The sequence below is a fragment of the Deltaproteobacteria bacterium genome, from assembly GCA_019310525.1.
GTDB lineage: Bacteria > Desulfobacterota > DSM-4660 > Desulfatiglandales > HGW-15 > JAFDEE01.
In genome coordinates this window covers 24222-39920 of the sequence record JAFDEE010000021.1, presented here as the reverse complement: position 1 = coordinate 39920, position 15699 = coordinate 24222, and the positions used below count along the sequence as shown (strand labels likewise).

Genomic DNA, 15699 nt, shown 5'->3' with positions numbered 1-15699 from the left:
GCAATGGGGCCACAGGTATTACACGCGACGAAATGTTTTCCCTCTCAATCACTTGCCGGGAACATATTCCAGATGAACAACAAAATCAATGGCCACGGCCATCAAGGCCGATACGGCAGGTGTGAAAAACCAAGCGGCAAGGACCTCTCCGAGGGTCTTACCGCTCACGGACTGGATCCCTTTTACCATTCCGACTCCCAGGACGGCCCCGATCACTGCCTGGGATGTGGATACCGGCACCCCCAAAAAGGTGTACACATGGACAGTGATCGCCTCGGCAAGGACCACGACCAGGGCGGAAAATGCATCCACCCGGACCAGCTTTTTCCCGACCGTCTCCATCACCCCGCGGCTGAAGGTCACGATTCCCAGACCGATGCTCAACCCCCCGATAAGGGCCGCTGAGGTGACATCCAGCATGCCGGCGCCCACAAAAACCGCGGTTACGTTGGCAACGTTGTTGGCCCCGAGGGTGTAGGCCCCGTAGGAACCTGCCAGGATCAGGCCGATACGAAGAAGCCGGTCCACTTGAAAGAGATTCAAGGGGAGCCTGTTGTAAAGGGTCCCAAGCAGCCTGTACACCAGCAGGGCGAAAATCAGGCCTCCCAGCGGTGTCCCAAGCCAGCAGAGAACGACCTTCCCGAGTCCCCCGAGGTCGATCTTCCCGTTCAGCAGACCGATACCCACAATGGCTCCCACCACGGCCTGAGAGGTGGACACAGGAAGGGCGAGCAGGGTCATAACGCTGACCGTAGCCGCAGCCCCCACGGAACATACGACCGCCTGGTTGAGATCCATCGGTGTCAGGTTTTTGAGTGTCTCGATCCCGGCCCCGCCCTCCAGGAGCGCACCGAGCAGAACAAAGCCGGCCCCCAGCAAGGCTGCGGTCCAAAACTTCACCATGCGGGAGGATACGGCCACGCCGAAAACGTTGGAGGCGTCATTCGCCCCCAGGGACCAGCCGAGGAAGATGCCGCCGAGCAAAGGGACCATTACACGATTCTCTTCATGCTGATGATGTTGACCCTCTTGGATACCCGGTCGGCCTGGTCGGAAATATCTCCCATGGTCACAATGAGTTCCTTGAGGAGGATCTTCCTGAAAGGGTCAAGGGTTGGTGAAGAGAAGATAGCGGCTATGATCCTTCTTTCGATGTGGTCACAATGGCTCTCGTTGCGATCGATGACCGAAACCATGGAGCGGATCTCCCCGCCTCTCTTGAAAAGAGCCTCTACTTGCTTGATCATGAGATCAAAACTTGCCAGGGAGTATTCAATGAGTTCTTTTACGTCCGTAACGATGAATTCCGGGATCTCAATCTTCTCGGTCCCTATCATGAAAAGGAGTCGCTCGAAGATACCTGGGATCAGGTCCATGGCCTCCAGCAATCCCATGATATCTCCACGGGACTCGGGCAACAGGGCTTTGCTATACATCAGATCCTTGATTTCATCCCTGATATCGTCCGCCCTGGATTCGTGCTTGTGGGTCTGCTCGGTCATGAAATCGAAATCCCCCTTACAGCTCCCCTCCAGGCAGATATTCAGGGCCTCGGTGAAATACTCCTGGGTCATCCTGAGATTATCCAGGTATTTCCCGATGAGTTCTTCCACCATTCTTTGCTTTCGGAAAAGAAATCCAAACATGCGCCTTCCCCAGGAAAAGTATTCATCAATATGTTGCTCAAGGCAAACCCCTGCGCGACCTTTGAAAAATGTTCGATTTTGTTCAAGGTAAAGCCTCCGGCCCGAGGGAGCATCTATTTCACTCCTTTTACCAGCAATCAAGAAAAGGTGTCAAATATTCCCTTTGTGAGGCCGAACACCACTCCCTCCTCCAACCGGTCCTTTCCCCGGTTTGACAGGGACCGGTCTTTGGCTTATAGTGCTTATTCGCCCGTCTCTTCCGGGAATACTCCTTCTGCCGCGAATCGGCATAGAAGCCCTTGGAAATTCGGCTGAAACGGTAATGAATAAGCGCCAAGCGGACAATTCCGTCCCCTCCTTTGGAGACCTGCTGGGAGAGGAACCTCTCATTTGTCCCGGCCTGACTCCCGGGGCCTTTGAAATCGATACCCTGGCCCAAGATCTTCCCGGCAGAATCCGCACCTTCATGTACAAGGATCAATCCCCCAGCATCTGGGTGGTGTTCCTGGGAGGGACCGGTACGGGCAAATCCACCCTCTTCAACGCCCTTTGCGGAAAAATGCTGAGCATTACGGGAATCGAAAGGCCCAAGACCCGCGGTTCCCTGGCCTATGCCCACCAGGACTCCTGGATGGAAGAGGGATTCCCGTTCCCAGACATGCTCCAGGCCCGACCCGCCAGGGAGGGCATCCCACTGAAACCTACCCGTGGAATTCCAGGCAAACTCCAGGTATTCACCCACGACCACGAAGACTTACGCCACACCGTCCTGGTCGACACTCCTGATGTGGACAGCCTGGAACCCGAAAACAGGAAGATAACCCAAAACATCTACCTCCTGGCCGATATCGTGGTTTTCGTGACAAGCCAGGAGAAGTATGCCGACGAGATTCCCTTCCGTTTTCTCAGGCAAACATTTCTGGATCAAAAACCCTGTTTCGTCCTGGCAAACAAGGCTAGAAGGCCGTTCGGGCCCCGTGAGGTGAAGGAATTCCTCCGGGACCAGGACCTCGCCATCGAGGAAAACCGAATCGGAGTGATTCCCTTTGCCGGGAAAGAGGTTCAAGGGCAGATCCTCAAGGATCCCGGTTTCCTGGGGTTCAAGGAACATCTTTTGAAGGAACTCTCCCCGGAGAACCAATCCAGGATTCGGGCCACCCTCAGGAGGAACCGCGCAAAAGATCTCAGGATCCGGACCGGTCGTGTGATCGAGATTCTCGAGGAGGAAAGGGAAGCGGCCGGCCGGTGGTTGGACGGGGTGGATTCCCTCCTTGCCGAGGTTTCCCGGGAGCTTCTGGAAGAGGAGAAGGAGCGGTTCTCCCAAAGGAGCAGGGAATACCTGAAAAGAGAAATCAAGAGACTCTTCGCCCGCTATGATATCCTGGCCGGGCCCAGGAGGTTTGTTAGGAATCTGCTGCAAGTTCCCCTTCATATCCTTGGATTTTACACCCCTCCCCGCGGGAAGTCCCGTGAGGAGGAACTTTCTGAAATCCGTGAAAAGATGAATCTTGAACCTGTGCTGAGGAGTCTGGATACCTTCAATGTACGGGTTCTGGAGAGTATCCCGTTTCCGGAGCGGAACAGCCCCCTATGGGAAATGGCTCGCCGCCCGGAGATAGGTCTTGACAGGGAGGCCGTGGAAAGGCACCTCTTCAAAAAACAGGAGGAACTGTACGGTTGGCTGGAGGAAACCTTTCGCAAGCTCTCCCGGGAGATTCCCAAAGGGAAAAAATGGGGCATCTATTCGACATCGATCCTGTGGGGAATTCTGATCCTTTCCCTGGAAACGGCCGTCGGGGGAGGGTTCACTCTCCTTGATGCGACCCTTGATTCCGTGCTCGCCCCATTTGTCACCAAGGGGGCCATCGAGCTTTTCGCTTACCAGGAAATCCAGCGAGTGGCGGGGGAATTGTCCCGCCGTTACCGGGAAGGGCTTTTATCCGTCTTAAGGCTTCAGAAACAGCGCTATGAGGACTGCCTCTTCTCCCTGTCAACTCCTCCTGAAACCCTGGAGAGGTTGAAAACCCTTCACTCCCGACTTGGTGCAAACCAGACTTGAGGATTATTCACCCTCATGGAAAGATCGATTCGAGAACTCAAAGAAACCCTTGACAGGACAACCTCCATGCTGGAGCAAGGGGAATTCCTGACCCTGCCCCCGGAAAAAAGGCATGACCTCCTGAAAAAGGCGGATGAGCTCGCCGGGAAGCTCGCCGATGTGGAAAGGGGCTTCCTGACTGTCGGACTCCTCGGCGGAACAGGGGTTGGCAAATCCACACTCATGAACGCCCTTGCCGGTGAGAACATCTCCTCCGCCGACCACCGGAGGCCCCATACCGACCGTATTCTCATATACAGGCACAATGAAGCCCCATTGCCTGATCTTGATCTGGAAGGTTTACCATGGCGCGAGATCGTCCATGACAGCCGATCGATACTCCAGGTCCTCCTCTGCGATCTACCGGATTTCGACAGCATCCTGTTCGAGCATCGTGACCATGTGGCGAGGTTTCTCGAAAAACTGGATATCCTGGTCTGGGTCACCTCGCCTGAAAAATATGCTGATGGGCGATTCTACGAGGTTCTTGCAGGAACGGTCAAATCCCCGGGCAATTTCGTCTTCGTGCTGAACAAGGCAGATCTTCTCTTCAAGGACGAGTCCCTGGAAATGGGCTATGACCGGATGGCCCGCCTCGTCGAAAATTTTCGCCAATACCTCACCCTGCACGGAGTGAGTGATCCCCTCATCTATCTTCTTTCCGCCGAGGAGGTCCTTGAAAGGGATCCATCAACCTGGAACCAGTTCCCGATATTCCGCAGAGACCTTTTCCGCCAAAGGGATATGAAGCACATCCGCGCCGTCAAGGCCGCGAACCTGGACGTGGAAATCCGCACCTTCCTTGATCCGCTTCGAGAAGAGGCCCGAAATCTTGAAGTCTTCCAAAAGATTCTGGAGGATCTCCAGGGAGAACTCGAAAAAGAATTTCCCCGGTGGATCGCGGCCGGGGACACTGTTATTGAGAAACAGGTCCGCGAAAACTTTTTTCCGCAAATCCTGCTGCAAAAGCAAGATTCCTATCTCCCGTCGGGCCCAGGTTTCCTGGTATTCATGACCTTACGGGCCCTTCTACCGAATCCTGCCAATGGCCGCTCCTTCTCGTCCGAACCGGTATCACCTTCCCTTCCAAAGGAAATCGCCGCTGCATTCAAGAAACGCCTTGAAGGCCTCGAAGCGCGGCTGGACCGCATCCTCATGGCAGAAGGCCTTCCTTCCCCTTACGGAAGGCTGAAAAGTGACACGGTTCGGGCAAGTATACGAGCCGAGAAGCTGGAAGAAATCCTGTCGCAGGAAGCCGATTCCTTGACCTCCGATCCACCCATTCCTTCTTTCCGTCTTCTCTGGTTCATCCAGTGGGTCTGCCGTCTGATCCTGTTCTTGTTTCTTCTTTTCGCCGTAGGCGGAAACGCATGGCACCAAGCCCTGAAAGAACCAGGGCCTGCCTCCATCATAGGGCTCCTTATCACACTGATTCAAAACCTTTTCAGTTCCCAGGGGCTTGCCGCTCTGGCAACCTATGCTCTTCTCAACCTTCTGCTTTCCATCCGCATCTATACCCGTTATGCCGTAAAACTGCGCCGTCACGGAGAAGAACTGAGGGAACGGTTCAAGATCTTCCTTCGCAAGGCGTGGGGAGACGAGGTCAGGGATCTGTTCGAGGGAATGAAGGATCTGGTGACAGAAGTCAGGGAAAGAAAATCCGCTCTCGACTCTCTTTTGGAGAAACCCCAAAATCCAGGGAGCCCTCAACAGGCTGTTGAAAAACGTAGCGAGCGCAACTGAGGCAAGGCGAAAAGGGGGCGTCAAAGACATGGCGGAAGCCGGTTATTCCGACACCTCCTATCCTGGGGAAGGGATTTTCCCATACGTTTGAGACCGTTGAAAAGGGTTCGATTTTGTTCAAGGTCAAGGAAGGCGAGAGATTTCCTCCCATTATCAGAATGGGATATTAAGGACACAGGCCGGAACTTTTAGGCAAAAATTTTGCATAATATAGAATAATCAGGTATCCGGGAAAAAGGGCCTGTCAGGGATCGTCAAGAATATACTTTTCCCGTCCATGAAGTCAAAACAGGTCAGGCAGGCCGTAAAGCTAATACTTTCTCCCTGAACGGGAATGTGAAACCTGTGCTGCGCTCCGGAAGCCACGACGGCATGCGGGAAAACTGCTTAAGAGAGGCATTTTGGCCTTTTTTTGAGGCCTGCCACGGAGACTCCTTTGAAAATGACCAAGAATATCCTTGTTACCGGCGGTTGCGGTTTTATCGGGTGCAATTTCATCAGGCACCTATTGCATGAACGCACTGACGTCCATGTAATCAACCTGGATAAGTTGACCTATGCCGGCAATGTCGCCAACCTTCGTGATGTTGAAAGGAACTACCCTGATCGCTATCGCTTCGTCAAGGGGGACATCGCGGATAGAGAGACGGTGGAGGCCCTTTTCACGGAAGAGCAAATCACCTGGGTGGTTCACTTCGCGGCGGAATCCCACGTGGATCGGAGCATCGCCTCCCCCGACGCCTTCATCCAAACGAACATCTACGGGACCTTCGTGCTCCTTGAAGCCTGCCGGAAATACTGGCCTCTGGAAAGTCAGGAAGACCTTCAACCATATCGATTCCTCCACATTTCAACAGATGAGGTCTACGGATCATTGGGGGAGTCCGGTTATTTTACGGAAAACACCCCATACGATCCATCCAGCCCTTACTCCGCCAGCAAGGCGGCTTCAGATCATCTCGTGAGGGCTTATTTCAAGACTTATGGACTGCCCGCCATTATAACAAACTGTTCCAACAACTACGGGCCTTTCCAATTCCCAGAAAAATTCATTCCCCTTGCCATCAACAACGCGAGAACGGGCAAGGAAATCCCTGTTTACGGGGACGGCCTGAACATAAGAGACTGGCTTTACGTTGAGGACCATTGCAGGGCTCTTCTCCTTATCCTTGAAAAGGCTCCTCCCGGAGAGCATTTCAACATCGGCGGTCACTGTGAAAAGCGGAATCTGGAACTCGTCCATCAAATCTGCGACTATATGGACGAGAAACTGGGAATGCTTTCCGGCAGGTCGAGGCGGGAACTGATCCGGTTCGTGAAGGACCGCCCGAGCCATGACAGGAGATATGCTATTGATGACCGGAAACTGCGGGAAAAACTCGGCTGGAATCAAACCGTTTCCTTTGAAGATGGTCTGAAAAAGACGGTGGATTGGTACCTGGAACATATAGACTGGATCACGGAAGTAACAGGGTAGAGCTATTCAGGCCGCGCGGCACCCCCAACCCTCACACCATTTTCGGACAACGGGATACCCCAATCCGAAAGGCGCCCTCCCCTGCGAGCCAAAATCTGGGACACCCCCTTGACATCCCGAAAAAGCGAATTATTCATTTTTGCAAAGACATCCATCGATCGGTGGAACATGCAGCAGACCCTGGAATGGGTCGAACCTACAATGAATAAATCTTTTTCTTGGTAGGGTCTCATTCATACGGCCGACCAGGCCAAGGAAAGGAGGGATATATCATGCTGTTCGGAAAACTTACAGATTGGCCGACCTGGGACTTTACGAGTCCATTCGATGAGCTCGAACGGATGCGAAGGCGGATGGAATGGCTCACTGAAAGTCTTTCGAGAGGATTTTTCAGGGAACCCATCGCCGGCGTGTTTCCCTTGATGAACGTGACGGAGGACAAGGACAACTATTACGTTCGGGCTGAACTTCCCGGTATCAAGGCCGATGAACTGGATATCTCCGTAACCGGGGAAACCCTCTCCATCTCGGGTGAGAGGAAAATCCCGGCCGAAGACGCCACCTACCACCGAAGAGAACGGGAGGCCGGTAAATTCAGCCGGATCATCACCCTGCCCGGCCAACTGGACACGGAAAAGGTTGAAGCGCGCTGCGCGAACGGTATCCTGACGGTCGTCTTGCCGAAGGCTGAAACAGCAAAACCTAAAACAATCCCCGTCAAGACGTCATGATCCCCATCGCCTCATCTCATAAATGAAAGGAGGGATTCAACATGGCAGAGACCGAAAGCAAAGCCCTTCAGGCGAAAAAGAAAACCGAAGTGACCACACCCGCCGAACAAACAAAGCCGGGCCTGGTTTTCACCCCCGCAGTGGATATTTTTGAAACGGATAACGAAATCACCTTACTGGCCGATATGCCGGGTGTAAAGGCCGAGGATCTCAACATTGATCTTCGTGAAAACGTGCTGACCCTTGACGGAGACGTGAAGACCCCTGAAGGGGAAAACGAAGTCGATGTCATCAGGGAATATCGCACCGGGAAATATCATCGGCAGTTTAGCCTCTCACAGGTGATCGATCAGTCGAAAATAGAGGCTGAGTTGAAGGACGGGGTCTTGCGATTAAAGCTTCCCAAGGCTGAAGCCGCGACTCCCCGTAAGATCGCTGTTAAAAGCGAATGATGGATGGGAGCGGCCCGTGGGATTTGGAACTACAGAAAATCACACGATTGATCGGGAAAAGTCGTGAAGTATTCAATAAGCGGCCTCCCGGAAGGGCCGACGACGCCTTGACCGGGAGGCCGTTCCTATGTCCTTAGGGTCAGTCAGGATGGAAAAGTTACAACGGAGACCCGCTCCATCTCTTGGACGGGCGGCAACTTAGTTGTCTCCATCTATAAAGTTCCCGAGGGCTCCGAGTATCGATCCCTCGCCCTGACTCCCACCCTTTTGTGGGGCCGCTTCCAGCATTCTTCCGGCAAGCCGGGAAAAAGGAAGTGACTGGAGCCAGATCCTGCCCGGACCTCTGAGGGTTGCGAAGAAAAAACCTTCCCCACCGAAAAGGGCGGTCTTGATTCCACCGGCCTGCACGATATCGAAATCAACGCTGGGCTGGAAGGCCACTATGCACCCGGTATCCACATGCAATACTTCGCCGGCCCCCAGGGTTCTCTCCACTACGGTTCCCCCGGCATGAAGGAAAACCAGCCCGTCGCCTTCGAGTTTTTGCATAATGAATCCCTCACCCCCGAAAAGGCCCGTAAGAATCTTCTTCTGGAAATAGATTCCGATGGAGACTCCTTTGGCCGCACAAAGGAAGCTGTCCTTTTGGCACACCAGAGTCCCTCCCACATCGGTCAAGGCCACAGGGATGATATTCCCAGGATAGGGGGCCCCGAAGGCCACGTGGGCCTTCCCCTGCCCGGTGTGAGTAAAAACGGTCATAAAGAGACTCTCACCGGTGATCAACCGCTTTCCCGCCCCTATGAGTTTGTCCAGGAACCCGCCGCCTTCTCCCGAGGTAGATCCGTCACCGAATATGGTCTGCATCTCTACAGGGGCGTCCTTGTACATCATGGCGCCGGCCTCCGCCACCGCACTCTCCCCTGGATCCAGTTCCACCTCCACAAACTGCATTTCGGCACCCATTATCTGATAATCGATCACGTCAGCCCCTCTTGCGGCGGCAGGGGGCGGTGGCGATGGGGCTCCGGCGGCACTCAGTTCCGGGACCTGGGAAATGGGCATCCAGTTGCCGAATCCCTGCCTCCAGGCAAAACCGTTGGGGTTGCTTCTGGCCTGGGCTACGGCCTGGGCGTGATCCATAGGACCAATCTGCTTCCCATCATAACTCAAATACCATTGAGACATGGATTTCACCTCCTCGGTCAAGAGAAAACATAAACATTGAACCAGGTCAAAAAAAGAGAGTTCGTATCATACCGGGGCCACTCCCAGTTCCCGATGGATCTCAGCCCTGGCAGCCTCATCCAATCCGAGCCGTTGCCCCAGCTCGCGGATATAGTCCCGCTCTGCATCAGTATCCACCTCGATGGCCATCAAAGAGACCGCATAGACCTGCTTGGCCATTTCGGGTGATTTTACTCCATGGACGATGGTATCCAGATCGCAGGGAGAAAGAAGCTCTCTGACGATGAAAGCATGCTCCTCGGGTGAAAGATCTATGGTCTTCAACTTTTCCAGGATGCGCCCGCGTTCCTCTTCATCGATCATCCCGTCCGCATTGGCCGCCGCAATCATGGAACGAATGAGGAGCACCGCGTCCCCGGTTTCCCGGGAGGTCTCGGGCATAGAGCCCCCTCCTGGGAGGGGTGGAGGTGCGGCGGCAGGTCCAGGGGGGGTTGCCGGAGCAGGAGAAGGAGAGGAGATTTCCTGCCCTTGTACCTGGGGAGGCACAGGGGGGCGGCCCCGCCAGGCGGGGGCGGGGGCATCCCGGCATCTCGGGGACCTTGCGGCTTGTTCAGATAATGCTCGGCCGCCTCCATTGCGATTCCAAGAAGTCCAAGTCCTATGCTTCCGACTCCCGCTTTTCCAAGAATACTGCTCCCCCGCGGGGCGCCCCGGAGCAGTCCACCTAGAATCTTTTCAGGATTCAACATGATCCCACTCCTTTCTTTTCATTCATGGAGTAAACTACTATCGACTGAAGCCGATAGCTTTAGGGGCCAAGGGGTCGAGGGTCCGAGGGGTCAAGTGGAAATGCATAGAGGCCAGCTATTAAGGTCTATGGAGCCCCACGGATAAACACCCGTGGTTATCCGCCTTAGCATCACGCCGTAGCACAACAATTGTTTGCACATTCATCCACGGCCAAGCCCTTGGTCTTCTGCGAAGGCGGACAACAATCACTCGGCCACTTGAACCCTATTATAAAAACGATCTAACTCAAGCCTTCGCTTGAAGGCCCAAGGTTCTCCCATTCCCAGAATGGGACATTAAGAGAGTGTCTCCGATAAAGTTCCGTTCCCCTTTCCGATCAGGAATTACAGGAATAAGGCCCCATATGAGAAGCCCAGAATAATTTCCGGCATCATACAGATGATGTCAAGGGAAAACGCATCGGTAATCTCATGGGGATCCGGCGAATCCCAATGTTCTGGAACGTATGTTCCAGCCCTTTTTCATTCGCTTTCGCCATTCCTCCCCGAAGCCAAGCTTCGGGGAGGAATGGCGGGGAGAGTCCCAACGGGATTCCAACCGAGATACCCTCTGATTGAAGCGGGGAGCTATTTTTTTGGATCGAATCTGCTTGCAGGTCCGGAAAGAAATCTCTTCAACTGCTTCCTGTAGTATGCCTTGTTCTCCGAGGCCAGGGTAAGGGCCTCACGAATGGTTGAAACTGCCTCACGGGTAAAACCGTTTACGTAATATGCTTCTGCAAGGGTGTCGAGAAAAACGGCGGACCGCTCCCTGGCCACCGCCTGTTTTGCCAGCAAAAGGGCCCTCTTTTCATCCCGCAGCTCCGCCTCCTTTGCCGTAGCGAGTATCCAGGCGAGGTTATTTAGAACGAGGGGATTGTCCGGATCAAGGGTGAGTGCTCTCTCGTACATGTCCTTTGACCTCTTAATCAGGCCCCTATCAAGATAAAGTCCGGCCAGCAATTGGTAGGGCAGGGGGTCATTCGGGTCTTTCTGAATCCGATCCCACACCCGTTTTTCCAGAAGATGGACAGTAACGTATTTTTTTGCCGCTCCGGAATTTAAGAGATATCCGAGCCCTATCGCCGCTACGAAAAAGAATGCCAGGGAAAGGGCCACGAATCGATTGTGACGTCTTGCGATCCCTGGATCCTTGAAAAAACGCCAAAGGATTTCAACCCTCCGGGCGATGCTGAAATGATGCCAACTGGGCAGATCCCTGGTTTTGCCGCTCAAAAGAGCGATCTTTTCAAGGGATCGGATCGTCTCAAACGGCCCCCCCATGACGACTGCCGAGTAAAGGTCCGCCTGCCGCTCGAAGTGCCGCATGAAAAAACCCATCACAAATCGAAAATATAGGAGAAGAGATAGGAGGAGAGGGAGGGATGACAGGGCAAGGTAAAGGGAAAGAATATCCGTCTCTCCTGCTGAGTCCTTTCCAAAGAGGGGCAGGAAGCTCAATATTGCACCTGTCAGGTCCATCAATCCGAAGGCGAGCACCATGTAAACAAGAAAGAACAGACCATAGAAAAGCAGATGCCTGTACCTGGCATGTCCCATCTCATGGGCAGTCACCGCCTTGAGTTCCTGAGTGGAAAGCACCTCCATCAGGGCGTCCGTTATGAAAATATATCGGAATCTCGGCAAAATGCCCATGATACCCGCCGTCAGCATGCGGCCCTCAAAAATGGGCCAGTTCAAAAGATCACGATACTTGAAACCTTTCTCCCTCAGGAAATCCTTGAGCTGGCGGACCTTTTCAGACGGCTCAAACGGCCGGCAGCCCCACCAGTAGCGAACAACAGGAGGGAGAAATATCACGAAAACGACAAGGAATACGGCAAAAAAAACAATCTGCCCTTCGGTCCTGTTCAGGAAGGAGTCGGGACGTGATAGAGGAGTAAAGGCGAGCAGGTCAAGGACCAGGGTCAGGATGAACCATGGGAAAAGGATCGGGACGTTGAATCTGAGGTTTGATCCAATGAAAGAGGCCCTGGAGATCCGAACTTCAAAGGCCCTGCAATAGGCCTTCCAACCTTGATGCCATATGGTGCACTGATAGAAAAGAAAAAGGGACAAAGCCAGGATTCCCTGGAGCACGCTGAAGCGCTTCGTCCCGGGAATCAGTCGGATCCAGGCTTTCAAATCCAGCAAATAGACATCGAGGACAAAAAGGAAGATGGCCAGGAGAGAAAGGCGGAGCATCAGTCTTTGGTACGTCCCTGCAAGGCCGGGAGCAGTTTCTTCCCCACGTTGATATCGATCAAGAAGCCTCCTGAAGCTCAATCGGCAATATCCTGAGAAAACCGCCCAGGTTCCCACGATCATGACAAAAAAATAGAGTGCGGGCTCCCTCGGAGCATCCCGGGGATAACTGACACTGAAAACGAGAAGAACAACGAGAAAGTAAATAATGTTATTGAACATAGGGAAAAATGACCTTGATCTAAGCTCTCTCTTTCAGTCCTTCCCCTTTTGCCTTTCCCCAAGAAAAGCCCTTGTCGGACTCGGTGAGGAAAGGGCCGGGGCTTCCCCGTCACAGGGGCTATGCTACGGGAGAGAAGGGCACCGTCCGGACTATGGACCCCTCTGGACGCCTTCGTGACAGCGGGAGGCGCATGAAGGGGCAGGAGACAATGGGAAAGAGAATTATGTGATAACCGGAAATACCGGTAGTCGGAAAGACAAGAGGATCCGTTCCGGAAATCAATTTTCCTTTTTTGCGTCCTCTTTTTCGCTGCAGAACTCGATCGATCCGTTTCCCGGTGCAAGGGATGGATCCCCTTTGATGATAATGCTCACTCCAAACCTCTTCTCGATTTCCAGAAGATCTTTTCTTTTTCGATTCTGCAAGTAATCGGCCACCTCCGGACAAACGGTGCCCTTCACCTGGGTCACGCCTTCCTTTGAGGCCTGCATCCATATCCTCCGGAGAATAGAGACCGACGCAGATTCGACTGAAATGACGACTCCCCTGCCCTGGCAGTATCGGCAGACCTGATAACTCCGCGACTCCAGAGAGGGTCTCAATCGCTGTCTGGATAGCTCGAGCAATCCGAATTTCGATATATGGGAGGTATCTGTTTTCGCACGGTCCTTTTTCAATTCCTCTCTGAGGACTTTTTCAACTTCCCGGATATGTTTCCGGTCCTTCATATCGATGAAATCGATGACCACCAGTCCGCCGATATCCCTTAGTCTCAGTTGCCTTGCGATCTCCCGGGCGGCCTCGAGGTTGGTCTTGAAGATCATTCCCTCCACATCCTTGCCCGCCATCCCTCTCCCGGAGTTAACGTCTATTGCGATCAGGGCCTCCGTTGTATCAATCACAAGGGAGCCGCCCGATTTTAGGGGTACCGTGTTGCTGTATACGCTCTCGATCTGCCTTTCAATACCATAAGTTTCGAAAATCGGGATCTTTTCTTTATAAAGCTTCACCTTCCGTTGATCCCGTGGGGAAACAATCCGCATGTACTCCTTGATTCGGGTAAAGGTCTCCTTGTCATCGACGATAATTTCAGCCACGTCGCTTGTGTAATAATCCCGGAGGGTTCTGAGATACAGGTCCTGCTCCTTGTGGATCAAAGACAAGGGAGGAGCCTTCTTCACCCTTCCCTTCATATTCTTCCAGATCCTCAGCAAGCGGTTCAGGTCCTTTGATATCTCCCTCTTTCGCTGACCGGCCGCCGCAGTCCTGACAATGTATCCGATCTCTTCAGGGAGTTTCAGTCGGCTCATAATATCCTTCAGCCGCTGTCGCTCCCTTTCATCCTCGATCTTCCGGGATATTCCATTGACCGTCCGACCCGGCGTGAGAACAAGGTATCGGCCTGCAAGGGATATGTATGTAGTGAGATGGGCCCCCTTTTTCCCCGGCATTTCCTTGGTAATCTGGACCAGAAGTTCCTGGTCTTTCTTTAGAATTTTTTCGATCGGTGGAATGCCCTGGTCCTTTGGGAGGGGGCCTTTCAACTGGTAGTACTCCGGATGGATTTCGTCCGCCGGGAGAAAACCGTTCCTGTCGGCCCCATAGTTTACGAAACAGGCCTGAAGCCGCGGTTCCACGTGTTCCACCACGGCCTTGTAAATGTTCCCCACTTTCTGCTCTGATATGGAGGTTTCGATATGATAGCCGTCAAGCATACCGTCCTTGATGAAGGCGATCCGGTATTCCTCAGGCTCCACCGCGTTGATCAGCATCTTGGTGCTCATTTTTTATCCAGTCCCTTCCCGCCTTGACGTTGAAAATGTTGAGTGGCCTGATACATGAACGTTCTTAAAGCGGCCTCCCTTCCCGGCTGGAAGGTTCCGTCATAAGGCGTGTCCAGGTAGGGAATTTTCATGCGGCTCATAATGGGCTTGATGACCGAGGAGGTGATGGTACTGGGCATACATGTGAAAGGATAAACATTGACGATACCGTTATAACCTTCCCTTGCGTATTGAATAATGCCTGCGATGCTGAGACAGGCCTCCGTCCCCACATCAAAGGAGAACAAATCATCTTCAAGCAGGATTTCTTCCAGGTGCCCCACCCGGTGATCAACCGGGAGATCTATGATCTTACGGGCCCTTTCATACAGCCTCTCCTGTCGACTCTGCTGATAGTAGAGGTTCAAGCTGTAATTGAGCAAGTTCCGGAGGTGATGCCATACCCTTTTGAATCTCAATTGCTTCAACTCAAGGGACAGGGCGATCTCGGCATCCCTCCGCCTATCGTATGTCGCGTAATTCACCCACTCCGCGATGGAGGCGTTCACCACCTCGGCCCCGTATCTTTCTAACACCCGAATGACATCCTGGTTTGAAGGTGTATGGGTCCTCAGGTAGATTTCCCCCACTATTCCGATCCTGGGCTTCCTCGGCTTACCCGGATCAATCAGAGTTTCCGCCTCCCGTAATATGTCCTCAAGTTCATCCGAGATGTGTTCGAAATCCTTGCGTGCTCCATAAGTCTCGAATGTTCCGGTCATCCTTTTCATGGACCGCTCGATGAAGGCATCGGCGCTGCCTTTCTCCCTTTCGTAAGGGCGAATTCTCCAAAGCAGCCTGTCCAGGATATCCCCCACCACCACGGAGAAGTATGCGACCTTTCTGAAATCGAGGGCCGTTTTCTTGTCGAACATTCCTTCCAAGGAATAGGCATTATCCGTAGTGAGGGATCCGATCTTGAGGTTTCTCAGTTCGGGAAAGGAATCCAAAACAATGCGCTGGTACTTGTTGTACATCCCGAACCGACAAGGGCCGCTTGCCTCCGGCATGAAGTAGATGTACCTCTCCGGATCAAACGCGTCTCCCAGCCTTTCCTTCTCCTTCTGCATGAAATAAAGGATGTCTCCCATCGTTACCTGGCAAGGGAAACATTCCTTACCGGAGGTAAACTCCTTACCGAGCTCAAGGCCTCTGTAAGTATCCATGACGAGGGCGTTGATTCCGAAACTCCTGAAGGTTCCCGCCAGCAGATGCGCTCCGATCCTATTCATCTGTGGGATGAGAAAAGTCTTGTTCCGCGGATCAAACCGGCCTACATTCTCGGAGAGGGACCAAAAGGTGGGACGATTTTCTGCTTCCATTTT

The 15699-nt window shown here is 53.3% G+C and carries 13 protein-coding genes; 6 read left to right on the top strand and 7 right to left on the bottom strand.

Annotated features, from left to right (window positions below):
- Positions 1 to 48: 48 nt before the first annotated feature.
- On the bottom strand, positions 49 to 993 hold the full coding sequence (locus tag JRF57_05725) for an anion permease (GenBank protein MBW2303196.1): 945 nt from the start codon (positions 991 to 993) through the stop codon (positions 49 to 51).
- A complete protein-coding gene (locus JRF57_05720) occupies positions 993 to 1646 on the bottom strand; it encodes a DUF47 family protein (protein ID MBW2303195.1) in 654 nt (217 codons plus the stop codon). Before JRF57_05720 ends, JRF57_05725 begins: the two co-directional genes overlap by 1 nt.
- 322 nt (positions 1647 to 1968) lie before the next feature.
- On the opposite strand from JRF57_05720, the gene JRF57_05715 reads away from it, so the two are divergent.
- The 5 genes from JRF57_05715 (at position 1969) to JRF57_05695 (ending at position 8147) form a co-directional block, all read left to right on the top strand.
- On the top strand, positions 1969 to 3705 hold the full coding sequence (locus JRF57_05715; GenBank protein MBW2303194.1) for a GTPase domain-containing protein: 1737 nt from the start codon (positions 1969 to 1971) through the stop codon (positions 3703 to 3705).
- Positions 3706 to 3720: 15 nt separating this feature from the next.
- The gene (locus tag JRF57_05710) at positions 3721 to 5487 is read left to right on the top strand and encodes a 50S ribosome-binding GTPase (protein ID MBW2303193.1); all 1767 of its coding nucleotides are present in this window, start codon (positions 3721 to 3723) and stop codon (positions 5485 to 5487) included.
- A 442-nt stretch (positions 5488 to 5929) separates the two neighbouring features.
- A complete protein-coding gene (rfbB, locus tag JRF57_05705) occupies positions 5930 to 6964 on the top strand; it encodes a dTDP-glucose 4,6-dehydratase (protein ID MBW2303192.1) in 1035 nt (344 codons plus the stop codon).
- 272 nt (positions 6965 to 7236) lie between these two features.
- Positions 7237 to 7695 (top strand): Hsp20/alpha crystallin family protein, encoded by a 459-nt coding sequence (locus tag JRF57_05700; GenBank protein MBW2303191.1) that lies wholly within the window; start codon positions 7237 to 7239, stop codon positions 7693 to 7695.
- A 41-nt stretch (positions 7696 to 7736) separates the two neighbouring features.
- Complete coding sequence (locus JRF57_05695) at positions 7737 to 8147, top strand: Hsp20/alpha crystallin family protein (GenBank protein ID MBW2303190.1); 411 nt, start codon at positions 7737 to 7739, stop codon at positions 8145 to 8147.
- Between the two features lie 198 nt (positions 8148 to 8345).
- On the opposite strand, the gene JRF57_05690 is transcribed toward JRF57_05695, so the two are convergent.
- Positions 8346 to 9335, bottom strand: a complete 990-nt coding sequence (locus JRF57_05690) for a TIGR00266 family protein (GenBank protein MBW2303189.1) — start codon at positions 9333 to 9335, stop codon at positions 8346 to 8348.
- Between the two features lie 66 nt (positions 9336 to 9401).
- Entirely contained in the window at positions 9402 to 9776 is a 375-nt protein-coding gene (locus tag JRF57_05685) for a tellurite resistance TerB family protein (protein ID MBW2303188.1), read from the bottom strand.
- Between the two features lie 26 nt (positions 9777 to 9802).
- Between JRF57_05685 and JRF57_05680 the strand changes: the two genes are divergently transcribed.
- Positions 9803 to 10063: a hypothetical protein gene (locus tag JRF57_05680; protein MBW2303187.1), complete on the top strand. Its 261-nt coding sequence runs from the start codon at positions 9803 to 9805 to the stop codon at positions 10061 to 10063.
- 648 nt (positions 10064 to 10711) lie between these two features.
- Here JRF57_05680 and JRF57_05675 read toward each other — a convergent pair.
- The 3 genes from JRF57_05675 to JRF57_05665 form a co-directional block, all read right to left on the bottom strand.
- The gene (locus tag JRF57_05675; protein MBW2303186.1) at positions 10712 to 12550 is read right to left on the bottom strand and encodes a M48 family metalloprotease; all 1839 of its coding nucleotides are present in this window, start codon (positions 12548 to 12550) and stop codon (positions 10712 to 10714) included.
- A gap of 279 nt (positions 12551 to 12829) precedes the next feature.
- Positions 12830 to 14335: an Rne/Rng family ribonuclease gene (locus tag JRF57_05670; GenBank protein MBW2303185.1), complete on the bottom strand. Its 1506-nt coding sequence runs from the start codon at positions 14333 to 14335 to the stop codon at positions 12830 to 12832.
- Positions 14332 to 15696, bottom strand: coding sequence for a CoA activase (locus tag JRF57_05665; protein ID MBW2303184.1), 1365 nt, complete (start codon positions 15694 to 15696; stop codon positions 14332 to 14334). Before JRF57_05665 ends, JRF57_05670 begins: the two co-directional genes overlap by 4 nt.
- Positions 15697 to 15699: the final 3 nt, after the last annotated feature.